Source organism: Acaryochloris sp. CCMEE 5410 (genome assembly GCF_000238775.2).
Taxonomy (GTDB): Bacteria; Cyanobacteriota; Cyanobacteriia; order Thermosynechococcales; family Thermosynechococcaceae; genus Acaryochloris.
In genome coordinates, this window is record NZ_AFEJ02000003.1 from 169,723 (window position 1) to 194,525 (window position 24,803).

At 43.2% G+C, this 24,803-nt stretch carries 19 protein-coding genes and 1 pseudogene; 9 read left to right on the top strand and 11 right to left on the bottom strand.

What is annotated here, in order from left to right; translation table 11 throughout:
• Positions 1–148 precede the first annotated feature (148 nt).
• Positions 149–2,338 carry a DNA phosphorothioation-associated putative methyltransferase gene (locus ON05_RS31040; protein WP_010479607.1) on the bottom strand — a complete coding sequence of 730 codons (2,190 nt, stop codon included), beginning with the start codon at positions 2,336–2,338 and terminating at the stop codon, positions 149–151.
• Positions 2,339–2,826: 488 nt separating this feature from the next.
• On the opposite strand from ON05_RS31040, the gene ON05_RS31045 reads away from it, so the two are divergent.
• The 5 genes from ON05_RS31045 (at position 2,827) to ON05_RS38230 (ending at position 7,719) form a co-directional block, all read left to right on the top strand.
• Positions 2,827–3,039, top strand: coding sequence for a hypothetical protein (locus ON05_RS31045; RefSeq protein WP_010479609.1), 213 nt, complete (start codon positions 2,827–2,829; stop codon positions 3,037–3,039).
• Positions 3,008–5,098, top strand: coding sequence for a recombinase family protein (locus ON05_RS31050; protein WP_010479611.1), 2,091 nt, complete (start codon positions 3,008–3,010; stop codon positions 5,096–5,098). Before ON05_RS31045 ends, ON05_RS31050 begins: the two co-directional genes overlap by 32 nt.
• Before the next feature lie 129 nt (positions 5,099–5,227).
• The gene (locus ON05_RS31055) at positions 5,228–6,442 is read left to right on the top strand and encodes a cysteine desulfurase family protein (RefSeq protein WP_010479614.1); all 1,215 of its coding nucleotides are present in this window, start codon (positions 5,228–5,230) and stop codon (positions 6,440–6,442) included.
• A gap of 191 nt (positions 6,443–6,633) precedes the next feature.
• On the top strand, positions 6,634–7,287 hold the full coding sequence (locus ON05_RS38225; protein WP_236619132.1) for a phosphoadenosine phosphosulfate reductase family protein: 654 nt from the start codon (positions 6,634–6,636) through the stop codon (positions 7,285–7,287).
• 210 nt (positions 7,288–7,497) lie between these two features.
• Entirely contained in the window at positions 7,498–7,719 is a 222-nt protein-coding gene (locus ON05_RS38230; RefSeq protein ID WP_316964651.1) for a hypothetical protein, read from the top strand.
• Here ON05_RS38230 and dndE read toward each other — a convergent pair.
• Genes dndE through dndB form a run of 4 tightly spaced genes read right to left on the bottom strand, consistent with a single transcriptional unit; the run spans position 7,708 to position 12,868 of the window.
• On the bottom strand, positions 7,708–8,094 hold the full coding sequence (gene dndE, locus ON05_RS31065) for a DNA sulfur modification protein DndE (protein WP_029315624.1): 387 nt from the start codon (positions 8,092–8,094) through the stop codon (positions 7,708–7,710). The two genes, ON05_RS38230 and dndE, sit on opposite strands and share 12 nt — an antisense overlap.
• Positions 8,095–8,101: 7 nt before the next feature.
• Positions 8,102–10,075, bottom strand: a complete 1,974-nt coding sequence (gene dndD / locus ON05_RS31070; RefSeq protein WP_010479618.1) for a DNA sulfur modification protein DndD — start codon at positions 10,073–10,075, stop codon at positions 8,102–8,104.
• A 5-nt stretch (positions 10,076–10,080) separates the two neighbouring features.
• Positions 10,081–11,730 (bottom strand): DNA phosphorothioation system sulfurtransferase DndC, encoded by a 1,650-nt coding sequence (dndC, locus tag ON05_RS31075; RefSeq protein ID WP_010479619.1) that lies wholly within the window; start codon positions 11,728–11,730, stop codon positions 10,081–10,083.
• A gap of 58 nt (positions 11,731–11,788) precedes the next feature.
• Positions 11,789–12,868 (bottom strand): DNA sulfur modification protein DndB, encoded by a 1,080-nt coding sequence (dndB, locus tag ON05_RS31080; protein WP_039781824.1) that lies wholly within the window; start codon positions 12,866–12,868, stop codon positions 11,789–11,791.
• Positions 12,869–13,134: 266 nt separating this feature from the next.
• Between dndB and ON05_RS31085 the strand changes: the two genes are divergently transcribed.
• Positions 13,135–14,934, top strand: coding sequence for an ATP-binding protein (locus ON05_RS31085; protein ID WP_010479624.1), 1,800 nt, complete (start codon positions 13,135–13,137; stop codon positions 14,932–14,934).
• A gap of 101 nt (positions 14,935–15,035) precedes the next feature.
• Here ON05_RS31085 and ON05_RS31090 read toward each other — a convergent pair whose 3' ends face one another.
• The 4 genes from ON05_RS31090 to ON05_RS31105 form a co-directional block, all read right to left on the bottom strand.
• Positions 15,036–15,371 carry a hypothetical protein gene (locus ON05_RS31090; RefSeq protein WP_139026111.1) on the bottom strand — a complete coding sequence of 112 codons (336 nt, stop codon included), beginning with the start codon at positions 15,369–15,371 and terminating at the stop codon, positions 15,036–15,038.
• 62 nt (positions 15,372–15,433) lie between these two features.
• Positions 15,434–17,365 carry an AAA family ATPase gene (locus ON05_RS31095; RefSeq protein WP_010479627.1) on the bottom strand — a complete coding sequence of 644 codons (1,932 nt, stop codon included), beginning with the start codon at positions 17,363–17,365 and terminating at the stop codon, positions 15,434–15,436.
• On the bottom strand, positions 17,365–17,565 hold the full coding sequence (locus ON05_RS31100; RefSeq protein WP_010479629.1) for a hypothetical protein: 201 nt from the start codon (positions 17,563–17,565) through the stop codon (positions 17,365–17,367). Before ON05_RS31100 ends, ON05_RS31095 begins: the two co-directional genes overlap by 1 nt.
• A 7-nt stretch (positions 17,566–17,572) precedes the next feature.
• A complete protein-coding gene (locus tag ON05_RS31105) occupies positions 17,573–18,937 on the bottom strand; it encodes a DEAD/DEAH box helicase family protein (RefSeq protein WP_071826395.1) in 1,365 nt (454 codons plus the stop codon).
• A 220-nt stretch (positions 18,938–19,157) separates the two neighbouring features.
• Between ON05_RS31105 and ON05_RS31110 the strand changes: the two are divergent.
• Positions 19,158–19,699, top strand: a pseudogene (locus ON05_RS31110) (transposase).
• On the top strand, positions 19,686–20,354 hold the full coding sequence (locus ON05_RS31115; RefSeq protein WP_010474323.1) for an ISAzo13-like element transposase-related protein: 669 nt from the start codon (positions 19,686–19,688) through the stop codon (positions 20,352–20,354). Before ON05_RS31110 ends, ON05_RS31115 begins: the two are co-directional and overlap by 14 nt.
• A 14-nt stretch (positions 20,355–20,368) precedes the next feature.
• On the opposite strand, the gene ON05_RS31120 is transcribed toward ON05_RS31115, so the two are convergent.
• Both ON05_RS31120 and ON05_RS31125 read right to left on the bottom strand, forming a co-directional pair.
• Positions 20,369–20,950, bottom strand: coding sequence for a phospholipase D-like domain-containing protein (locus tag ON05_RS31120; RefSeq protein ID WP_039782193.1), 582 nt, complete (start codon positions 20,948–20,950; stop codon positions 20,369–20,371).
• A 1,028-nt stretch (positions 20,951–21,978) separates the two neighbouring features.
• A complete protein-coding gene (locus tag ON05_RS31125; RefSeq protein WP_010481428.1) occupies positions 21,979–23,040 on the bottom strand; it encodes a WD40 repeat-containing protein in 1,062 nt (353 codons plus the stop codon).
• Between the two features lie 320 nt (positions 23,041–23,360).
• Here ON05_RS31125 and ON05_RS31130 point away from each other — a divergent pair, with 320 nt between their 5' ends.
• Positions 23,361–24,803, top strand: a complete 1,443-nt coding sequence (locus ON05_RS31130) for a hypothetical protein (protein WP_139026201.1) — start codon at positions 23,361–23,363, stop codon at positions 24,801–24,803.

Below are 24,803 nucleotides of genomic sequence, written 5' to 3' on the forward strand. Positions count from 1 at the left end.
ACTTGCGACATCGCACCCCTTAAATTGTGCTAGTTAAAAAGCGATTGGATTTTACTATTGATATCTACTAGCGTTACAACCTAGTTGTTCACATTTGTTTTATAAAGCTGGACAAGGACCATACTAAGCAAACAAAAATATGCTCAAATTAAGTTGAATTTGAGCCATCCAAAGGGAGCAAGACTTTTTGCCGTTTGCGGGCTTGTGATTTACGATACTTCAGTTTTAATGGATCTGCATCCTTTCTCCAAACTAAGCGATGCCCCTTTAGCTCCGCACAATGTTCATATAAAGACTGATGTAGGCTCCGAAGATCGCTAATCTTTCTGGGATTATCAAGCAGCCCCCAATCTGATTCCTGTTTAGTCAACTTTGCAAATTTTTTGTAATGAGGGTAGTCAGTAGAGAGTAGCTGATCTTTCTGACTAAGTACGAAGGGATTGTCAGATACATCAAAGTCACGATATCGGACATGAAGATCTTGAAGATCAATTTGCATACTAGTTAGTAGAGGCGGATGAGGATCTGTATCAAAGGTTGGAAACTCTAGATAAGAAATACGGGGACGATTCAAGCTGAATTTAATGATGTTGGCTCGGTCTGGACGGCCTAAAGTCCTGGAGGCGCAACCCTCATAAAGGCGTAGAAGTGGATCGAGTTGATCTAAAACTGAAACATGAACCCAAAATGAAGTAGGGTGCTTAATACCTATTCCACTAATTTGGGCTCGTTGGCTTAAGAGTTCTAAATTACCAATACTCATCAACATTAAATCAGCTGCAGCACAAGCTTGCTGGTAACTACCAAAGAGACCTTTAATATCATGTTGAAGAACGGGTGAAAGGTCCTTAAACTTTGGGCGTTTATCAAAGTGCCTAAGAGCGAGATATACGAGTAAATCATTTCGTCGAGTGTCAGTTATCGCATCCCACTCATTAATATCAGTAGCTTGATAGACAAGTTTAAAGGCCCTTTTTATAGTGCCAAACTGTTCTTGTAATGCTGCAAATTCTTCAACTTCTTCTTTGATGGGAAGTCGTCCCCGCTCGGTGAAAAAATCCATCAAGGGGGCTAACAGTTCTTTGCATTCTTCAAATCGGCGAATACTAAGCCGAACATGGGGAGTGCTAGTACGGGAACGAAAGCGAGAAGCCCGAAATATCTGGGCTTGAGCCTCATCTCGAAATACGAAGTAGATGCCTAGTGCGACAGGGATCGCATCTACTGACTGACCTTCGCTATTGAGAATCTGATCGATATAGACTTTGAGTTCTTCTTGTTCGTAATATTTCTGAAAGGTATTTCGTGAAGTAATGATGCCATCTTCATAGGCAACCATATCCTGATTGCGATCATTCACTAACACTTGTGCAGATACGATCAGGATCTTGTTTGTCAAATTCCAAGCTTCAACCAGCGCTGCTCGGCGCTCTCGCTGATCCTCAATGACATTGATGATATATCCTAGATTGACGATGTCAGCTTGATGTTTATCCTGGTTCGGTCGGTAGTATGGATCCCATCCATCAGTGGCATAACCTTGGTTAGCAAGTTGCTGTATATCGCCTCCATGTCCGCACCCATAATCAAAGAATGTAGTTTCAACCTGGAATAACCCTGCTTCAAGCGCTAGTCGAACGGGCTTAGAAAGCGTATGACGGACTATAGCAGCTCTATGTCGATCAATTTGTCGGGTAGATAGTGTCGAGGAATTTTGCCGCTGATCCATTGTTGGAGTAGGCTGAGATGACTCTTTCTTCATCCTCTTTACTGTCGTAGAATGAGATGTTTTGAGAGGGCAGGCAAGAACATGGTCATGCACTTCGATGCCAGATTGAGATAGCCGTTGTTGCCAACTCATTAAAGTACCAATTTTGCGAGAATCCTCTAATAACCCCAGTAGTTCCTGTTGACGGGTTAACAGAGCGAATTGTTGGAATAACGGGTGATTAGGACTTAGAAAGGTTTCTTTACGGTGTAGAACAGGCGGATTTGACCTTTGGCTAAAGTCCTGATAGTCCAGCTTGCCAGTTCTTGTATCTACTTGGGTACTGGCGTGCAGCTTTGGATGAGGGTCGCGTTCAAACTCGGGATAGTAAAGGTAAGAAATACTGGGTTTATCGAATTGAAACTTTATTAGTGTAAAAGGAACTTGTCCCCCTAGAAATCGGTGTGCTTGTTGTTCGTACAACTGTAGAGTTGAATCTAACTCGTTTATTGTTGATTTATGCACATAGAGAGCAGTAGGGAGTTTCTTGCCCAACAAGCTGTTTTGGCAAAGTGTGACTACTTCAGAGAGGGAAATGGGTCCACTTGTTTTTGAGTGTGCTGCTTGCATCCTTGGTGAGGACCATTGACTTAGGACATCTATAGCAAGCTTACGGTAGACCTGTTGCTTTGATGACCAGTTGTGTTATTAAGATGAGATTTGAGAGTTTGAATCCGCGAGTGAGTCAACTCTAATCTTTTTCTAGAAAGAGTTTAAGGCTGTAGAATGGGGCATTGAAAAATATCTTTATCTCGACCAGCAGACTACCCCTATTAGTAAAGGCTTGTCGCCAACCCAAACTATCACTGTCACAGATCCACGGCATCCTTTCTACGGCAGAACTCTACAGCTAATCAAGAGCACCAATCACCCTGTCTTAGGTCGCTGCTACGTGGTTTGGTTACAACCTGGCTTCGAGAGTCTTGTTCCGCTTAGTGTGACTGCCTCTGAATTTCAGATGAACAAAATCAGTCCCTCTCCTCTATCCATTGAAGGGATTGAAGAATTGGTACGTGTAGTGGAGAACATACAGCGCACATACCAAGGAAATCGCAGCGATGAAGATTCAACGGAGTCGAGTGCCCCCGCTGGTTGAAAACGAAGGAGAAATTGCTCCCCATCAACTTTGGAGCAAGCTCACCACAGGACAACAACAACACCTACACCACACCCTTATTGCCGTTTCCCAACATTGGCTCAAGATGGCATCTGACCCCACTTTACCTGAGGAACAAGAGCATGACTGTGACTATCAACCCAACATCAAGTAAGTTGACATCTGCGCATCTGGAGCGCAAAGCCATCATCTATATTCGGCAGTCGAGTTCAAAACAAGTACGAGAACATTTGGATAGCCAACTCAATCAACGCGCATTGGTGAAACGTGCTGAAATATTAGGCTGGCACTCTGAGCGTATAGAGGTATTAGATGGCGATCTGGGCCAATCTGCCGGCCACGCAAAAAGTCGTGACGATTTCAAATCGCTAACAGCAGAAGTAGCATTAGGTCATGTTGGTATTGTGTTTGGGTGGGATGCATCTCGATTAGCTCGCAATAATGCTGACTGGTATCAGCTATTGGACCTAGCCACTCTATTTGGAACACTAATTGGGGACAACGAAGGTATTTATGACCCAAGAGAATTTAACGATCGCTTGTTATTGGGTTTAAAAGGAACCATGAGTGAAGCTGAACTTCACATGATCCATCAACGCTTAAACGCCGGACGTTTGAGTAAAGTCCAACGAGGTGAATATGTTCAACGATTACCAACAGGATTAGTTCGCTTAGCAGACAAAACGGTAATCAAAGACCCAGACGCCCAGGTTCGTCATGTAATCGATTTGGTATTTGCAAAATTTAGTGAATTAAGAACCTGTCAAAAAGTTTTGCACTACTGCAAGCAGCACCAAATTCTCATCCCACGCCAGCGACGCAGTGGCCCCGGAAATCGAGAACTTACTTGGAAACAACCCTCCCATCCAGCTATTCTCCAAATTCTTACTAACCCGGCCTATGCTGGAGCTTTTGCCTATGGACGCAAAGCAAAGGATCCAAAGCGTCAAATACCAGGGCGTCCTACTACAGGTTTGGTTCGCCAGTCCATGGAAAATTGGCAATGCCTTATCCATGATGCTTATCCGGCATACATCAGTTGGGAGCAATATTTAGTCAACCGGGCTCAATTGACAGACAACATCAATCATTTTAGGCAAACACATGGACAGAGTAAAGGAACTCCCCGCAAAGGCGCAGCATTATTGCAGGGTCTAGCAATCTGTGGGTGTTGTGGTCGGCGCATGCAAGTAATCTATAAGCCAAAAGTTCGCTATGTCTGTTCAGCATTGGCCACAGAATTCGCGGTTCCGACATGTGCAAAATTAGAGGGTTCGTCTGTTGAAAAGTTTGTAGTAAACGCTTTTTTTGAAGCTATTCAACCTGCCCAACTCAGTGCTCTGGAAGAAGTCTTATCCCAGCAAAAAAAAGAGTATCAGCAATTAAAAAAGTACCATCATCAGCAGATGCAAAAAGCACAATATGAAGCCGCCCTAGCTCGTCGCCGATACGAGCAGGTTGACCCAGAGAATAGATTAGTTGCAGCTGAACTAGAAAAACAATGGGAAGATAAACTTCTTACTCTTAAAGAGACTCAAGAAATAGTTGAACGCTTTGAGCAAAAACCTATAGAGCCTAAGCTTAGCAACCCATTACGCCAACAATTAAGTGAGATAAATCAGCATCTTCCTCACCTATGGTCTACTGAGCAACTCACTAATGAACATCGAAAAAAATTATTACGGAGTCTAATTTCTCAAGTGATTCTCCAACGCATTCAAGCAGACCAAGTTCAAGTCAGAATTGTTTGGGTAAGTGGTCATTTCTCTGAAGGGATTGTGCGTCCTCCTATCCATCGTCAAGCAGACATCACAGGCTATCAAGACATGGTGGAACGAACCAGGCAATTATGGCAGGAGAACAAAACCGATGATCAAATTGCCAAAATACTAACTAACGAAGGATTTCGGTCTGCTCGAAACTTGAAAGTTTCGAGTGGTACTGTCTTCAAAATTCGTCACCAACACCAGCTCACTAGTCCCTATCATAAATGTTGTTTGGCGGAGAAGGTAGATGGTATGTGGACTGTTCTTGGCCTATCCCGCAAACTAGGAGTTAGCCGAAGTTGGCTGTATCGCTCTATTCGAGGTGGTAAGTTGCCAGAATCTTATATTATTCGTAGGCCACCTCATGACAATTACCTTATAAAGGATGATCCAGAACTGTTTGAGCGCTTAAAAAGTGCAACACAGTCTACTCGTCAGGAAAAATGAAAATCTGAAGCCTAGGAGGGCATTGTAATGAACAAGGTTTAATATTTTTCAATGCCTCTAGAAAAGTAATTGACGGGCCGGATAGGCAATTTGTGTTAAAAGTAGGTCGTGATTTAAGCAAAGAAAACAATGCAGCGTCCAATCTTTCTTGATGGTCATGGAACAACACCCACTGATTCACGAGTGGTCAAAGCAATGATGCCTTACCTTCAAGAACAGTTTGGTAACCCTTCTAGTCAATCTCATCTTTATGGATGGGAAGCTGAAGCAGCTGTGAAGCTATCGCGAGAAACATTGGCAGAAGCTATTGGTGCCCAACCGGAAGAAATTATATTCACTAGCGGTGCGTCCGAGGCGAATAACCTCGCATTAAAAGGAGTTGCCGAAGCGTATTTCCAACGGGGCAAGCATATCATTACCGTCAAAACGGAGCACCGAGCCGTTCTTGAACCTTGTCGGTATCTTGAGAGCTTAGGTTTTGAGGTCACCTATCTACCCATTCAGTCAGATGGCCTCTTGCAGTTGAAAGATCTAGAGGACGCCCTTCGACCCGATACTATTCTGGTATCAGTGATGGCTGCCAATAATGAAATTGGAGTACTACAGCCCTTAGCAGCCATTGGTCGGATTTGCCATGATCACAAAGTACTGTTCCATACTGATGCTGCTCAAGCTATTGGTAAAATCCCGCTTGATGTCAAAGCCATGAATATTGACTTGATGTCTTTGACAGCACACAAGCTCTATGGCCCTAAAGGTATTGGTGCGCTCTATATTCGGCGGCGGCCTCCTCTAAATTTAGCACCACAAATACATGGAGGGGGACAGGAACATGGACTACGCTCTGGGACAATGCCCACCCATCAAATTGTCGGTTTTAGTACTGCTGTGGAACTGGCTCTCACCGAACTAAATCGGGAAGCAGGTCGCCAGAAACGGCTTCGGAATCGCCTCTGGTCGTCCCTAAAACAACTAGACGGAATTATCCTAAATGGACATGAAACAGAACGGCTCCCCGGTTCACTGAATGTGAGCGTTGAGGGAGTGGATGGGGCTGCACTATTGTTAGGTCTACGGTCTGATATAGCTGTCTCTTCTGGATCAGCCTGTGCTTCAGGACGTACTGAACCTTCCCATGTATTGTTAGCTTTAGGTCGTGAGCGTGATTTGGCCTCGGCTTCCTTACGATTTTGTATTGGTCGGTTCAATACAGAGCATGAAATTGACCGCTGTGCGTCAACGGTGTGTCAGACCATTGAAGCCCTTCGCCAATCTCATCAATCATTCAAAGACAAGCCTAATTTGGATAAGACTTCAGGAAATACCACCCTATCAATAAACTAACGTTGCTACTATTCTTGAAAAGGTATTGAAATGAGTCATCAAAATTTCCATCATGCCAAGATGGACAAATAAAAGTTTGGGCTATCGCTATTGAAAACTCTCAGTTTATTTGAGGAAGAACGATTAACGCTCCTGAAAAGCATAGAGCTATCGGTTGAGTCACTTCAGCAGTATGGCTATCTCTATCGACATTGGCCATTGCCTTTTCAGGTGGGAAAGACAGTACGGCCACAGTAACGCTTGTAGATCATCTGATTGAAACTGGGCGCATCCCAAAACCAGAAACCCTCACTGTTTTATATGCTGACACTCGCCAAGAATTTCCTCCACTTCACAACGCTGCAATGGACATCATGGCAGAACTCCAAACCCATGGCATGGATTGTCGAGTGGTTCTGCCCAAGTTAGATCATCGGTATTTTGTATACATGCTCGGTCGAGGAGTCCCTCCACCCTCTAACACATTTCGCTGGTGCACGCCCAAGCTTAAAGTCATGAGTATGGAACGGGAATTGGAGAAACTCCGAGCAGAGGCGGGAGAGAAGTTTTTGATGTTGACCGGGGTGCGTATTGGTGAAAGCGCTGCACGGGATCAACGGATTGCGATGAGTTGTACGAAGGATGGCGGTGAATGTGGTCAAGGCTGGTTTCAGCAAAGCTTTTCCAAAACCATCGCTGATACTCTTGCCCCCATTGTTCACTGGAGAGTTTGTCATGTCTGGGACTGGCTGATGTTTGAAGCACCAATGAGTGGATTCTCAACCGATGCGATCTTAAAAGTCTATGGGCAAGACACTGCTGAGGGAGAAGAGCCGATCAATGCCCGTACGGGTTGTATCGGTTGACCATTAGTGCAAAAAGATGCAGCCCTGGATCGTGTCGTAGCTCAATCAGATTGGGAATATTTAGCTCCTTTACAGCAGCTAAGATCCTTATACTGGGAGATGAAAAAGCCTCAGTATCGATTGCGAAAACCTGGAGAAATCAGAAAATCAGCAACAAAGTATATTGGTAGAAATCGTCTAGGGCCAATATATCTGGATGCCCGATGCTGGATGCTTGAACAGGTTCTAGTGATCCAAAAACAAGTGAATCAGGATGCCCAGCGTCTGGGCAGACCCCCTATTAGCCTGATCAATTCAGAAGAGTTGGCTCGCATCCATGAGCTGATTGAATTAAAGACATACCCTGATAAATGGGATGGCACCGAACCACATGGGGATGAACGGTTCAATGAGGTTCTGCCGGATGGGAGTATTCAGCCACTATTGTTTTAAGGCCATTGCGATACAACCATCAATGGCTTTGACCTTAGGGTCGCTCGCCAGATAGCCAATACCCCGATGCAAATGCAAGCGAAACTGAGCTGCTAATGTTTCTGGGTCCGTGGGGAATCCATCGTTGTGACAACGCTGTTTGAGAGCAAGAATGAGAAAATCTGCAAGCTCGCCCCCAAATACTGGCCAGGTCATCTCGACATTGCTGTCTGCGGGGATGGGAACGGGGGAGGGTGGTGTTGGTTCTGCTAGGGATCGGCACAATGCCCAACGACATAGAATATTCCATTGTTCAATCTTTGTTACCCGTTTTAACTTGATTAGCTGGTCTTTGCCAGCTTGAGAGATTCTTATCCGTTCAACAGGAGATGGCAACATAGATTTATTTCCAAAAGTAACCTGTTTGGACTTGAGTTTGCTTCATTTTTGCGTCGTAATGGAGCAAATATTCACGGCTGATCGCCTTGTTTTTCCTCAGTTCCTTGATTTCGGGTTTGCCAATTTCAGTGTCTGTAGAGAGTAGTAAAACTTGATGACTGGCTTGCGGGAAATATCGTTTCACGATGTTTTTGCGATGGGAGGAATCGAGTCGGCCTAGAGGGGTGTCGATGGCTATAGGCAGTTGTCGCCCCGATGCCTGAGCCAATCCCCATAAAAGCGCAATGGCTAAAAGCTGTTTTTCCCCAGCAGAGAGCCGATGTTTAGGCACGGACTGTCCCGTTTGGTCAAAAAGAGACAAAGTGAATGCCTCAGTATCGATTTCGACTCGATGCACTAGATTCGACTTGTGCAATAGATGTAAAAAGCATTGAGTAACAAGGGTTTCGAGCTGGTTCAGCTTTTGTAGCTTCAACCGTTGCTTAAAGATCTGCAGCTTTTCCTGCACCGTTGAAATGGACTTAAGAATATGCTCATCATCGAGCTGCTCAAGAGTCGTTTGGCTGTAGGACAGTAACTCTTTCTTGATTTGAGCGATTTTCTGAGTAATTTTGTCGTATTCACGCTGAGTTTGCTCATGTTTTACTGTGAGCTTTGCTACCTTATTCTGGGCTTCGGTTACCTGCTGCGATAGCTTCTCATAGGTTTCGGGAGAGGCTGCAGTAGCCATATAGCGTTCAGCGGTTTCGGCGGTCTCTTCAATGGCCTGTAGAGCATTGAGACGTTCCTGGACGAGTTGCTGTTGAGCGGGTAATGAATGATTCAGGATTTGAGTAAGCTGATGGAGATGATCTGCTGTGGCATTAAGCCATGGCTGAGTTTGGGGATGTGTCCAGTCTTCATCTTCTTGATCAAGGAAGTTACGAATTTTCTGAACTTTGGTCTGATCAATCTGTAGGGTTTCAACAAAGCTCAGCAGATGCTGATTGCGCTCTTGCAACAAATCCTTTGCCCCTTGAAATTGCTCGTATCGCACTTCAGTTTGAAGTTGTTCCTGCACATCTTGGAGGAGTGGTTGAATCAGCGCTAAGGGTAAAACACCAGCAGCAAATTCCCGTAGCGCTCGCCGCTGCGCCTGTGCCTCGTCTTTTGCCTGTTGAAGTTGACGTTCCAATTGACTCCTTTCGGCAGCAATCTTGCCACCCTTAGCTAGAAAACGTTCTTGAGCTTCATTCAGATTTTTTTTCTCTTCATCCAGCTCAGAGTAGACGGAAGTGTTGTGCTTCTTGGCTGACAGGCGTTGGGCTTCTAGTTCCGCCAGCTTTTGTTCGATTGTTTCCAGCGTTTGACTTTCTTGATTACTGGAGATGGCTTTACTCTTTCGGGATGCCAAGATTCCTAAATCTGCCGATAGGCGGTCAGGGAGTTCTAAGCCTAGGAGCGAACGCATGGCCCCTACAACTACCGAAGGTAACTCATCCTGTTCGGCTAGTTCTTTTACCTGCTCTCCGTCAAATAGAAATAAATTGGCAATACCTAAGGGCAACAAGTCCTCAATGCGTTGGTCCCAAGTTTTCGTTAATGCTGGATCTAGCTCTCCATCTACAAGGATGTCCAGTTTATCTCGACTACTTTTAGTGTCTTTTGTCCAGCTCCGACAGATCTGAAAAGTAGTGGGCTGAACTGCATTATTCAGAGTCAGCTGAAGTGATAGCTCAACTGCCGTGGGTTCCCCATTGGTTTGCTGATTGATAGTTTGAACCAGAAAATCTTTATAGGCCAGATTCCCCCGAGTGGAACAAGGAGCCCGATGCCCATAAAGTGCTAGGCGGATAGCATCCATAAGCGTGGTTTTGCCTCCACCGTTCATACCTCCAAACAAAATAATGGGTTGAGCACTGTCCAGAGGGGCTAAGTGAATGACCTGTCGTCCACGATAAGGACCAAAATTTTGGAGCACCAGTTCTTGAAAAATCACAGGAGCTACTTCCTCTCACCAAATTTCAGATTAGCCCAAGACTCAGATTGATTGTCGGCGCTAGGGTCTACATTGTGTGCATGGGTACTCTCTTCTAAAGAATTTGAGTTAGAGTTGCCCACTTCTCCTTGGGAAAAAAGTTTTTTAAGGGTTTCTGCTTCACCAGCGCTTGCTGCCTGCTGAATACGACGACGGTTATGAGCATATGCCATCGCCTCATCCCTTTCGCGAGAGCTGGTAGTAAAGGGCTTTTCTAGAGCGTCAATGATGCCTTTACGACGGGACATAGTTTGATACTGCCGCTCGATGTCCAGCAATCGAGCAATCAATTCAAACTGCATCGAGTTGTCGCAAATTTCTTCTAAAGTGCTCCATTCGTCTTCGCCCAGAAGAGAATTACCGCTGTTCGGGCGTGAATCCTGGAAGGGTTCTCCGGTAATAGTTTCATATATTAGCGGCAGTGAATCATCAAATTCATGGAACTCTTCTAGCCAGATGCGGCGTATTTCGCTGAGTTCATCATCCGTTATGAGTTCAATATCTTGCATGGCTTCAGGAGCGTTGCGTCGAGCCGCAGCCTGAGTGGAAAGAACTCGCCGGAGCCATTCTTCACGCCAATGCTTCGTGTAAGGTCCTGGTATATTGACAACTTCAGTTGTACCTGAATCTTGAGCTGCCCGCTCATACAATTGAACATGCCCCTGCCTGCGTCTAAAGTCTCGCCTATCATGGTCGTTCTCTACGTCTAGCTCATTGCGAAGATTGAGCAAGGGTTGCATCCACTCCTTTTCAGCATCATTCTGAATCATGGCTTCCATTGATTTATCTTTGGAAACCAGGGTGCAGACCCAACAGCCAAATCGAGAACTGCCGCAACTTGGGGTTGATGTGTCAATGACAAGGGGGCATTCATTGTCTGCAGTTGCCCCTCGATACATGGTGAATAGTTCTTTATTGCTATTACCCCAAGGATTGGGCCACTGCATAAGATACATCCAAACCTCATCCGTGCGCCAATCTTCAATAGGAGTGTAAATAAGAGAATTAGGGCGACTGGGGTTGTAGTTGAGGTGAGAAAACACACGCCATTTACGGTGTTCTGCCATTAAAGCTGAACGACTAGCACTTTCGGCTTTGCGAGTACCCAGCACTAGAATGACTTCGCCACTTTCTCGAATCTTCTCACGAATGTAGTTGTCGGAGGGGCGGATTTTGAGGCGTTCTGTGCACCAGCGAAAGCCTTGGCGCGGAGCAGGATAACCTTTGCCAATGAGATTGACCCAAAAGGTGTCTTTAACCGCTGGTTTGAGGAGTACCGGTTTGACAGGCATATTCTGAGCTTGGGCTGCTTTTAGCATTTGATCGAGAGATTTGCTGACCCAAGCAGCAACGACAGGGTTCTCAACCAGAGTGTCTGTGGTGATAACGTGAACGGTTTTTGTGCGCTTTTCTAGGGGGAGTGCGGCGATGGCATTCCAAACCAGCTGCAAGATCACTGTTGAATCTTTCCCGCCTGAATAGCCGATAATCCAGGGTAGAGCGTCCTGGGTATAGAGTTGCTGAATTTCAGCAGTTAATGCCTGAATATCTTCGATCAGGTTGGAGACATTTCTTTGAGTGCTATTAGTAATGTTGGACGAGTTCGCTTCAATCATAAATATCCCTAGAGTGCGAGTACGTTTTTAATTACGTACAGTCAGTAATACATCAAGATTATCTTCCTGCTAAAGCATGGACTCGCTCTAAGTTTTCCTCCTCCGTAGTTAGAGGCAATCCTAACGCCTTCTTCACATAGGCTGTTAAGAAATTTATACTGGCTCTAGATTTTGAGAGCCGACCCGCAGACATAATGCGCCCTTCCCAATCTGGATTAGAGCGACGCCAATCAATTTTTCGTAATCCTCTAAGCAGCTCTGCCCAGTCTCCATCAGGATAAATCGTAGTTAATGCTGCACCTGCGCCCCCCAGTCCTGCCAAGGTAACGGCATGGCTATGCACATATTCTCGGCGAATTTCCCCTGCACTGACTTCTTTGAGCATTACCTGATGCCAATCCAAAATATTTTGGCTCACAGCAGCCCAGAAGCGGGTTGCAAGATTGATTTTTGCCTCAAGCTCAACCTCTTTGTGGTTCACAAGTAAATGTTGAGTGGCGCTGTAGATAGAACTCAGGGTGAAAAGCTTGCTAGAGCGAACAGGAAGATTGCTCCGTTCAGTGCTAGTAAGTTTGCTAAAAACCGGAACTCGTTTGACGACCTCTTTAGAAAGGATTGCCTTCTGATCCCGATAATCGTAAAGGATATTCAAGGAAGCGTCAGGCCGTGAAGCATAACGGTTTAGATCTGTGAACATCTGCTGCGAACGTTTAAGCCCTAGATCGCGGAAAAAGACGACCGCAATGGTCTCATCCCCTAGCTCAGGGTTATCCTTTAAAGCTTGTTCAAAGGCTGCGCGGCGGTGTTGACCGTCATTGATTACAAACCGAGCATCCATTGGAATCTTTAGTTGTCCAATGTCCTCTCCAGCAAGGGCTTCAAAGTTGATGCTGGAGTTCACAGAGACAGTGATTGCTGAAAATACATAGTCCTTAGGGTTGTCGAGGATATAGCGAGCAATGTCTGGAACTCTGTGTTTATTAAGGATTCGCTGCGATCTCATCTCAGCTGGAATTTCCTCGTCATCAAACGAGAAAAGTTTGGGAATCAGCCTTACCGGACACATCGAGACGTAGTACTCATGCCCAGCCTGAATACCTCTTATAGCTGGAAAAACATACTCGAATGGTAGGGTCATAGCTTTAGAAGCCTGAAAATGGAATAAAGAAAATTGCGCAGGACAATTAAACACAGGAATATCACTTTTTACGTAATATTCTGATTAGATTACAAGCAATCTTAAGGCACGTATGTAAAAAATAGCAAACATTATGCTATTTTTTACATACGTACTGTCTACGAACAGCCTATCTAAAGAGCCAGTGTCTTACTGATGCTTTGGCGTGTTGATATGTGTTCCGCTAAGCTTGAGCATGTACTCATAAAGTTTGGCGAGGCTAAGCTGTGGTTGCTTTCTTAGAAGAAGTGGATTTTCTTAAACAAGAAGTTGAGGAAGAAATCCGACTGGAAGCAGAGAATTTACTCTCTAGCTACAGTCAATTCCACGATGTTTTAGCCGAAAGTCTTCAAAACGCTGTCGATTCAGTAGATGATAGATACCATCAAGAACCTACAACGGCAGTCGCAAAAATATCACTAAAATTTGATATTCCTAAGCGGACTATTACTGTCACTGATACGGGTACAGGAATGCCTTGGTCAGTACTTAAAAATGCATTAAAGCCAAACGTAACATACAAGAGAGTCTCTAAATCTTCAGGAAAGCAGCGTCGTTCTAGAGGCGAAAAGGGAGTTGGTTTTTCTTTTTTAACATTTACTTCAAATCGTATAAGAGTAAAAACTTGCAATGGTACTGAAACAATTGAAGTTGTTGTAGAAGGAGCACATGACTATGTAAAGGGTATAACTGGGGAACGCCCAATGCTCAAACCTATGAATTCTACGCCAGATGGAGTTAGCCGCGAACTTGGCTCTACAAAATATACAGTACTTGAGATGACTGATGTTTCCACAGTTGACTACTGTGATCGAGATATTTTTGATATATCACTACCAGAGTTAATGTGGACATTAAGAACGAGAACCGCAGTGGGTAATACAGATCCAGTCGTTTCTAATAGAACTCCTGAGCCTGAAATCGAAATTACGCTTCAGTATATTTCTGTGGAAGGAGAAGAAACAATAAAACAAGTCCCATACTGCTATGAATCTCCTGAGGAATTAATCTCAGAACAAAGCAAAATCTCTTTTGAAAAGTTTCAAGATTATGTAGAGAAGAGAAAGCTACATCTAGCAAGAGGGAAAGCCCTAGTCTACAGAAATACGTTAACTACAGCAAGTGGGCGTTCTATTCATTGCTATTCATTTTCGATGGCTCCTAAAGCCTTTGACGATCTCACGAGTGACATGAGTTCTGAAGAAGGCTGGTCACCACCCAGCTGGGTAGGAATTCATATTGCAACTCGTGGAATGCCAACTGGAATATTTATTGAACCCCCTATAACTGGCTCTGCTTTCTATTGGCGTCGTGTTTTTATGCTACTTCAAGACGATGAAATGAATTTTGACGTAGGTAGAAAAACACTAAGAGGAAGAGCTAAGCCGATGATGCAAGATATTTCCAAAACCATATGGAAGGACATTCTTGGTTATCTTCAATCTCTCACACCAGCAGATCCTGAAGCAGTTACTAGAAGGAAGCAAGGCAAACTACAATTATTGTTTCAGAAAGCTCATGAGTGGAAAGACCTAAACTTCGGCGCGATTCAATATAAAAAGGAGCCACAGCGAGAGCAAATGGTCGTGGCATTGTTTTATGAGTTGGTTGGAGCTAATATCTTAAAAGGCTATCAAACTCTCAGAAATAACACTATTGATCAGTATGATGCTTTTATTTATTACTCAATACCGAAAAAGCATATTGGTAAGTTTCAAGCAAATAGTATAAGAGAAGAATTATTAGAAGATCAAATAATCATTGAATTTAAGCATAAAGCTGAAGATATTTTAAGAGATATACTAGATAATAAGAAGACATATCAAGATATAAATCTTCTTGTTTGCTGGAAGTTAAATAAGAGTAAATTTGAAAAGAATAATATAGATGTTGAACTAGTGCCAGAGGAATCAGTTTATTATTTTGGTTCAACTCACATTCTTTACTTTCCAGGTATATATCAGGCGGGAGAAAGTCTAACAGTGATAGAGCTTAAAACATTTCTAGATCGAACTCGCCCTTCTTAAAAAGAGTTTTATTCTGTTGACTAAGTATTTCAATAGTAGAGAATTGAATATGCTCAAATTATCTGGTTCCTGAAGTTAATTATTAAGTTGCCTGCTTAAACCTAACTGATTTCTGAACGAATTTTGTCCTGTATTTGTATAGATGTCTTGCCAGTCCATTGGGTTTGTAAACTGGCCAAGCCAACTTCAGCATATCTTGATATCAAGTCCATTAATTGCTGAGAATCGCCAGGTTCGGGTTGACCATTTCGCTTCTGAAGTGAATGAAGACTAGCCTCCAACGCTAAGCGCACTTCATCATCCAAAGTGCTAACTTCCTCCAAGTCACTGCGATCTATCATTTTTATATCTGAGATATCAAGATTGTTTTTCATAGCATAAGCTGCTGCAAAGGCATAAGCATCAATTTGTCTGCCAAAAACAGCACGCTCTTTCAAATACTGCAAAAAAGACTTAGCTTCAGAACTCGGTCGAAACTTTTGTCTCGGATTAAATCTCATCATGCGGCAGCTCTCACAGTCGAAGAATCCTCAGTAGCCCCTAAACGTTTTATTATAAGAATTTCAGCAACCTCACTACGAATGGTACTGAGTAAATCACGTGGGAAATCTCGATCCGTTGCTAAGACAATAACCTGAGAAGGTAAATCTGGTAGTGAGGCAACCAAATTTTCTTGATGTGCAACGTCCAAATGACCAAATGGTGTATCCATTACAAAAGGGGCAGCAGTTCCTGAAGCTAAGTTCAAGCCAGTGATAAACGAAAAAGCGAGTGCTTCTTTTTCACCCGCACTTAATGTTTCAGGTTTTAGCACATCTCCTGCTGCGTTTTTCAGTCCTAAGGAATAGTCTGGTTTGATGACAACCCCAACATATTCATCAGGCTTATTGGTAACGCGCTGGTGAATTTCAGAAGTAATCTGCTCAATAGTTGCCTTCCTTTCCTCGATACGCCACTCGATAAGTTCTTTTGCTGCATGTTGCAAACCCCTTGCTAGCTGGGATTGTCGCACCAGGGTATCACTTTCGCTGCGGCGGCTGACGTACTTTTCACGCTTACGTCGTAGCTGCTCTTCCTCTTGCAAAAGGCGCTCTAGGGTTTTGCTATTTCGCTCAGTTGCTTCTTTTTTTTCCTTGATAGTATATTCTGTTTCAATAACTTGTCGCCAAATCTCCTTGGATTTTTCAAAATCTAAATCACCTGTTTCTTCCTTGAGACGAGTGATAGTTTGTCGAATTTCTTGTAAATTGTCCCGTAATCCATCTCGTTCGAGACAAAGTTTCTCTAAATCAGGCAACTCGAAGCTGGCAAGGTTTTCGAGTTCCATGCGTAAGCTATCTTGCCGAAGTGCATCCATACCGATACTGCCGGATAGGTTACTTTTATCTATCTCTTGTTGAATATGAGTTCGAGTATGGTCATCCATAGGACGCCCACACAAACACATATCAGCATTGAGTAGAGCCTTAAGTTGTGAAGCTGACCCTGCTCTTCGAGCGACTGTTACGGTATTGCGTTGCATCTCATCCGCAACTTCTCGGATAAGATCTGTCAGAAGTGGGATAGGGGACTGCCTTAATGCCTCTTCTATTTTTTCCTCTCGAATGCTGATGTCTTCGCGGAAACGAGACTCTTCGCGTTGTAGCCGCAGAATCTCATTCATCTTGGTTTGTAAGGCATCGATCTGACTTGCCTCTGACTGCAGTGATTCCAGAGTTTTTATAGCGGCCTGGTGCTGTTCTTGGTAAAACTGCAGTTGTTCTTCGACAGTCGTAATCTCCTCTTGCTTATCAATGATCTGAGTGTTGAGAGCTTTAAGTTCTTGATCATCAGAATCAAGATCGCTCAGCTTATCATCCAATAAACTCAACGCTTTTGACGCATCATCACGTAAATTCATTAGTTCTGGCAGCCCTAATGTGCGTTCAATTGACTCTTTGGTCTGTTGGTTATAAAAAGATTGCGCATAACGCTTAATTTCTAACCCATCAAAGAAGAAGAACTGACTACACGCTTCAGGTAAAAGGTTTTCAATTCGCTCTCTGGAATCCCCTTGCTCGACCCCATCAATGCGGTAGCTTGCTTCACTCACTCGGGCAGTGATTGATGTACCTTTAACAACTCGCTTTGCATGGCGGCTAATTTCATGAATCTTGGCATCTCGCTCAAAGGTCAATTGAGCAGATAATTCCAGATCTGGCTTTGTTCTAACTGCAACACGATTGAAGTAGTCTCGCAAGTTAGCAGTTGGAACTCCAGAGCTTCCATATAGACACCATTGAATACCCTCTAGGAGGGATGTTTTACCAAAACCGTTATTTCCAAATAGAATCCAAATTTTTTTTTGGTCTGGGTTACGAGGGAACTCGATATGCTCGTCTTGATAACAACGCCAGTTTTGCAACCGAATACTTCTCAACTCAAAAACCATTACTCATCCTCCTGTGAGGTAATTCCAGGATAAAGAGCTGCATAACGTTCAACCATGTTTAGTAGCTGCGTTTTTATTCCAGGACGATTCTTAAGTACTACCTTTTCTTGCTCAATGGCTATCGCTTCCCGAAGCATATTCTCGGGAATCTCATACATAACAGCAAGCTCATGTATTTTCTGGTTTAAGGTGTCGTCCATACATACCTCAAAGTAAATCGGAATGGCTAATACCATAGGGTTCCAACTTATGGATCAATCTATTCACAGCCACCATACGATTCCTAGCTGAATTTGCAAACTCAGCAAATCTGCGAACCTCGCTCTTTAAAACGCTCTGTGCTGATTCAGTGGAAGGTGGAACGACTAAAACATCTACGAGTGTTGCAAAAGATTTTCCGGCTGATGCCCTCAAGATGCGTCCCCTTCGTTGCACAAACTGGCGTTCTGATGAGTCACTTGCCAGAATAATGGCTAAATCTGTTTCTGGGATATCTACACCCTCGTCCAAACACTTAACTGCTACTAATGCATCCAAACGCCCGCTGGCAAATTCTGATAACAATCCTTTGCGGTTGACGTCATCTGAGGAGTAGCGTGCAGCTCGAAAGCCTTGATGAGTTAGGAGCCGACTCGCCTCAGTTGCTTGCTCAATATCTGCACAGTAAACCATAGCTTTTCGAGGAGGGTGCTTCCTAATAATGCTGTCCAACACTGACAGTTTCGATGAAGCTGACTTAAGAATATTGGCTCGACGGATGGCTAGACGTTTCCCTTGCTCATGTTCTTCTTCATCCTTACTGTTCAACAGACGGCCAATCTTTGCAGTCAATTCCTTAAAGTCGTCGTACTCATCATCCGATAGTTCGGCCACATAAACGTGATATTCGTATTCACAGAGAATACCCACTGCGATCGCCTTTTCTAGCAGGAACTCATATACGATTCCGCCAAAATATTCCAAGACTAATTCGGTTCCTTCTTCGTCGTATTTTCGAATAGGAGTTGCTGAAAGTCCTAAGCGATAGTTAAAGTCTTCTCTTAACAGTCTTTGGTAGGTTTTAGCCCCAGTGGTGTGAACCTCATCTCCAATGAAGAGCGAATTCTTTGGCAAACCTCCAACATCCTCAAAAAGCTGAGCCACTGTATATTTGGAAAGCTCACCATAGTTACCTACGATAATAATAGGCAACTTCTCTATTGGATACCTCTTATGCTTGAGTAACCAGAGCTTACGAAATAATTCCTCTCGCCACTCTTCTGACCGACCAACTGCGACAATAGGAGGATGAAATGTAGTTCTTACCCTAAGTTCCTTGATCCATTGCTGCACAATTTCGTTTGTAGGTGCGCCAATTACAATGAGGTTTAACTTTTGAAGATTCGCTGCTCCTCCTAGCGCTGTAATTGTCTTCCCTGTCCCTGTTGCCATAGCTAGAATGCCACGATAATTAGCTTCCTGCCATGCCAGTAAAGCATCAACCTGGCGTGGTCTGAGGTCAACTTTGAGAAAGCATTGGGAAGGCTTATTAGAGCAATTTCTATGTTTTCTCCGACTAGGACCATACAGCACTTGCTTATTGGATAGTCCTGGTTCCCAAGTTGGGCGCTTCCCTGGGCAAAACTGGAGTAGCGATTTTGCCGCCGCTTCTGGAAAGCTTAAAACCTCTATATTCGGGGTTTGATCCTCCCAGAGTCTCTGGAAATTTTCTAACTTAGGCGATTTCTAGGAAAGACCTCACATACTTCTGACCACAGAATGTAATAGTGATGCATTGAATCTAACTCTGAGCATGCGTGACCAATTAACCTGGAATCAACTTGAAGATCTGAAATTTGCCTCCTCGAAAATGACAGGAGCCCGCCGCCGGGCTTTCCAGGCAGACATCGCCCTCAAATACTGTGACGGGAACCCCAATCTCACAGAAATTATCTTTGGCTGGGGTCGAAATACGGTGGCAACAGGTTTAGGTGAGAAGCGAACAGGCATGATTTGTGTGGGTGCTCAGTCGGGTTTCTGTGGCAGGAAACGTTGGGAAGACCTTCACCCAGAGGTCGCAGCCGCCTTACGGGAGCTTGCAGAAGCCCATTGCCAACAAGACCCCACCTTTTCCAGCTCAACTGCCTATACCCGCTTAACAGCGGCTGCCGCTATCACCCACTTGAGGGCGCAAGGATTTCCCCCAAGTCTGTACCGGCAAAGAGTACTATGGCCGTCGTCTTGAATCGGTTAGGCTATCGACTCCGCCCTGTCCTCAAAGCTAAACCCCAAAAAACTGCCGGAAACCGATGCCATCTTTGCCAACCTCAAACACAAAGACTTGAAAGACCATGACGGTACCGTCAAACGATTGAGCATCGATTGCAAAGCCACAGTTGAACTAGGGGAGTCCTCTCGTCGGGGCAAGACTCGAACCCAAACGAAAGCCTGTGATCACGATATGGGGAGTGGGCCAAAATATATTCCCTGCGGCATCCTAGAGGAGGACACCGATACGTTACACATCATTTTTGGCCATTCTCACAAAACAAGCGATTTTATGGTCGATAATCTCCAGGATTGGTGGAACACCCTGGCCCCCACCGAACAGCAAACCCTGCAGCTCATCCAGATCAAGTTGGATAACGGTCCTGAGAATAGTGGGGTACGCACTCAGTTTCTCAATCGACTGGTGGCATTTAGCGATCACATCGGCACCGCTATTCAACTCCTGTACTATCCGCCTTATCACAGCAAGTACAACCCCATTGAGCGATGTTGGGGGATTTTGGAGCAACACTGGAACGGAACCTTATTAACCGATGTTGATACCCTGTTGGGATGGGCTAGAACCATGACTTGGAAGGGGAATCACCCCGTTGTAACTGTGACACAGAAGATTTATGAAACAGGAATTTCGCTCACTAAACAAGCAATGAAAGGGATTGAGAAACGATTGGAGAGACATCCTCAGTTACCCAAGTGGGACATCCTAATTCATCCAATTTAGTACGGGGCTTCTTTTCAGGAAATCACCTTATTTGAAGCACGATCTTGCACTCGTTCGTCCCAGGATGAGAAGACATCCAAACATTCAAAGTTGGCTATGAGCGCACTGGAACTTTCATTTGCTGATCCTGTAAAGGCAACATAGTCATGCTCACTATCCAGGAAGATTCCTAGTTTCTCGTGATAGATACCCCTGCTACTGATCTTCTTTGGGATAGCTAACTTGATATCCAGCACTGCCTGTGATAACAGCCACGCTAGACAAGCAAGACGGTCTTTCACTATTTGCTCAAAGTCTTGCTCAAATTCGCGAACTAGAGCCCTTTCAATAATTTGCTCTCTCTCTTGTAATCCTCGCGTGATGGCTTCAATATCTTCATCAGATAGCTTTGGTGAGGTCACCAGCCGCATTCGACCGCCTGAACGAATAAAAGCGGTCAATCCCTGAGCCACAGATGCCATTGACGAGCTTGAAAAGAATCCTACCGCCCGATCGTAGACTTTAGCCTTTTCTAGGCAAGGGATGTAAAAATCTTGAAGGAGGTTACACCGATCACTCCGATATTCCCCCTGAATATCAATATCTTTCAGGCCCAAGCGAATCTTTAATAAATCAACGGCAACAAAGCTAGATTGCTAGTTTAATCGCTCATGATAACTTTTGGGTCAACCCTGTAAAAAGTTAATGATAGTTTTCATAATCCTAAAATGGCCAAATAAAAACTATTGATTTGACTCCATGAATTCAACTAGCACTTTTCTATACTTAGGAAAGCTAAACTTTTCACAAAATAAATTCACTGTTATTTCACCCTGAATTATTAGAATAGATCCTAAATTCTTTGATTTCCATTACTCATACATAAGCATATGTCAAGGTGGGAATGAGAATCGATTAGAATAGCTAAATTATTTAAGAGGCTGTTTGAAAACTTCTCCAGAATCCTTATCAAATATAGATTCAACCAACTACCTCGCTGCAAGCAGACGGGGTATGGAATACGATTTTCTCCCAAACCATAGATTTGGATTGCAATCCCATTTCTTCGCTGTAAACATCGGGGAATCTACCCTTACTAGATTGGAATCGTTGAAAGTCAGCTTTGATAAGAGTTTTCAAAGACGTTCCAAATTGTCCTAAAGAGTAGGAAGTAAATAGATCACTAGACTATGCTGAATAATTATCTATTTTCTGACAAATCCCTGTAAATTTTGATTCAATGATCTTAAGCTAGGGATCTGTATACGCTTTCTGGAAAATGCTTGGTTTAAACAGGAAAAGCGGTTGCAGAGCAATCCAGCGGTGAATGATGTTATGGTTCTGTACAACGTAGGTAGTTCCGGTGTGATTTGAAACCTCAAATACTTTTATCTTTTACAAGTTCTAATCATTTCATCTTTTACATGAATAAGTTTACTCTCTGTGCTAGATGTATCAGTTGGTTCCTCTGAGACTTTACTATGAGAGGTTAAAGGAAAGCAAAATAATCCACTCATAAAGATTAAGATTCCTAGAAGCATAAAGTTGCAATTTTTCACTTGAATTCTCCCTAAAATTGGTAAACTAAAAGCTAACCTATACCTATTGCTTAAAAATAAATCTTAGATATAGGAAAAAATTGAAGCTACAGAGACTTTAATGTCCTAAGTTCAGTCCGAAGCCATTCATCATTAATCTTGAGCTGTATTCTCAAAGCATCTGCCACAATTTTCTGACGATATCGAGGAAAGTTGGATTTAGGATCTTTAATTGCATCTTTAAACTCACAAAGCGCGAGTTTGGCTTTTCGTATATACATGTCTGATTCAGACTCCTTGAGAAGGCTGAACTCGCTGAAAAGATCAAAAATGTTCCAAACACCAAGTACGTTTGGACCGTCAGACCGAACAAAGGCTCTTCGGTAATAACTTACAGCTTGTCTTAGTACTAGGTCATCTCGGGTCTTGATAGCAAGCTCTTGATATGCTGAACCAAGTACACCATATAATTTGCCAACGTTATCTTTGTCTGTAAATAAAGGAAGAGCTTCTAACGCAATAGTGACTGCATCTGAATAACGTTGAAGTTGATCGAAACAAATCGCGATCTTGACCAAACAATGTTTGTAACTTAAATCCTGCTCAACAGGGACTCGATAAAACTGAATAGCTGTCTCATACTGCCCAAGATTTGCTACCGATTCTCCCTTTTGAATTAAGCTATCAGCTACTTCCTTCGCAAGCTTTGAGTTTGAATTGTTAAGCCTATCGGAAATTTGGTTATCCTCAATGGACTTAATAATATCTGCTGCCCTAAGACTTCCACCTTTAACAATCGGTTCAGATATAGACTCCAAGCTGATATTTAGTTCAAGCTTACCAAGTAAGCGGTATCCTGCAAAACCTAGGAGTCTTGGAATTTGCTGCCAGCAAACTTTTGCGTCGTATTGAATTTCTTTTTCACACAGGAGTTGACTTACAAAACTGTAAAGTCCTGCGCTTAAATCAGCTCGCAGACCATTAATTTTTCGATCTAACTTATTGGCAACCTCTGATAATGAAACGCCACAAAGCGCTCCACGAAGAAGAGCTTTATGAAGCTTAGTAAGCCTACCCCTATTGAACTTACCCAAATCTTTGTATAAAACAGGCAAGTCCCAGTAATTGTCAGCGTCCTCCCAAACAAGAGACAGTTCAACAGTAGACATAATAATGTATTCCCCCTTTTGCAACCCTAATCAACATGACAAGGTTGAATTATTAATTAGCAGTATAGCAATTTTTATAAATTAGGAAACAAACGATAATTGAATTCTATGATCTATGCCTAACAATAGTTAGTAATTTATTAGACAAACAAAATTTACTAAAATATTATTTGAAATAAACATATAAATTGGCTTGCTATTTGATCTCTCAATGACATAGGAATATCTTAAAATCAGGAAAATTGAAACAAATGAAAATAATAATACTTCGACTTAAACTAATAAAAGTATGTTGTTGATCTTATTTTTATGAGCTTTGCTTGAAGCATGAAAAAGAATTCTTTAATGTATCAAGGAAAGCTAGAATGAAATTTTCAATAACTCATCAAGTACGGCTCTATTCTCTTGGACTTGCAGCTACAATTGTTTCCCTAGTAACTATGAGTGATGGATCAACTGCTGAGTCTGCATACGGACCCAAAATAGTAAATCAACAGAAACTAGAATTTTCTGCTAAAAAAAGACATCCTTTTAATACACAATTAGCAAGGTTACCTATTGATCTCCGTGATCCTGACTTAAAAGTAAACAATATCTCTAGATCAAAATTTATTCAAAAATTATCCTTATTGAATCGTCCACAATTTGTTGCGAGAGCGATTACCCCAAATACATCTGATACAGATCCAGCAATTCTTGTACGTAAGGATAGATACCTTGGGCCAACTGAACAAAAAGTTTTCACGGTATTTTTTGGTAACAAAGATGGTACATTACCAACCTCTCCAGCAGAGCAGATTGATTGTAGCCGTTTACCACAAAAATCGTCTGGGGTTAACCTAGCAAATGTCTTTCGTATAGAGACAGAACGAAATGTTACTGGTGGTAAGTCGCGAACTCAGCTGATGTACGCCGATTCTGAGCATCCACTTTCATCAAATGCAAATTTTCGTGGTGAACTACAGTGTGACGAGTCAAATAATTCACTTTCATTCACGATCCCAGGTCGTCTGCTAGGGGGAAGCGAAGTCAAGGTTCATGCAATAGCTTATTCCAAGACTGGACTGAAAGCCCGTCGTACCTTTACTTTTCGAGTAGAGAACCCAGATGTGGTTATTCGTTTAACAAAAGTAAGAAATAATTCAGGGAAAAAATGGGATGTTCGAAACCCCATTAAACCATCTAAGAAGAGGGCGGACATCTATGTTATCACCCAAGCCAAGGTGAACACTGGAGTAACCATAATTGATCGAGAGAGAGAACCAGTCACATCCAGTCTTCCTCAGTTGGGAGTATGGAAAAATGTACCAAAAGATGCGGAGCGGCGTCCAAATGAAACGAGAATCTACAATGGTGAAGTAGGTTTAGGTTTAGATCTTGGCATCAGTGCATTTGATCACGATAACTATGATTTGGCACTTATAAACGCTAAACTTTGGCAAGCTTCAAGTGCTACCTATTGCCGAATTGAACAATATTGCCCTGATTCATTGCCAGAATTTACGGCTCCCCTTCACAAACGAATACAAGACAAGATTGAAAAAAGTAGCAAAGATGATTTCATGGCAGGTACAGACATAAAGCTTCGTCATGATTCAGATCCTGAAGGTAGCTCATTAATAGGTCGAAATTGGGGGTTAGATCCCATGTTTGGCCAAACTCTTAGTCGTGATGGATATGAAATTAATATGGGTAATGTGACAATATGGCTTAGGATCTATGAAGCTCAACCTTCTTGGACAAATCCTGAAGATTTAATTTAG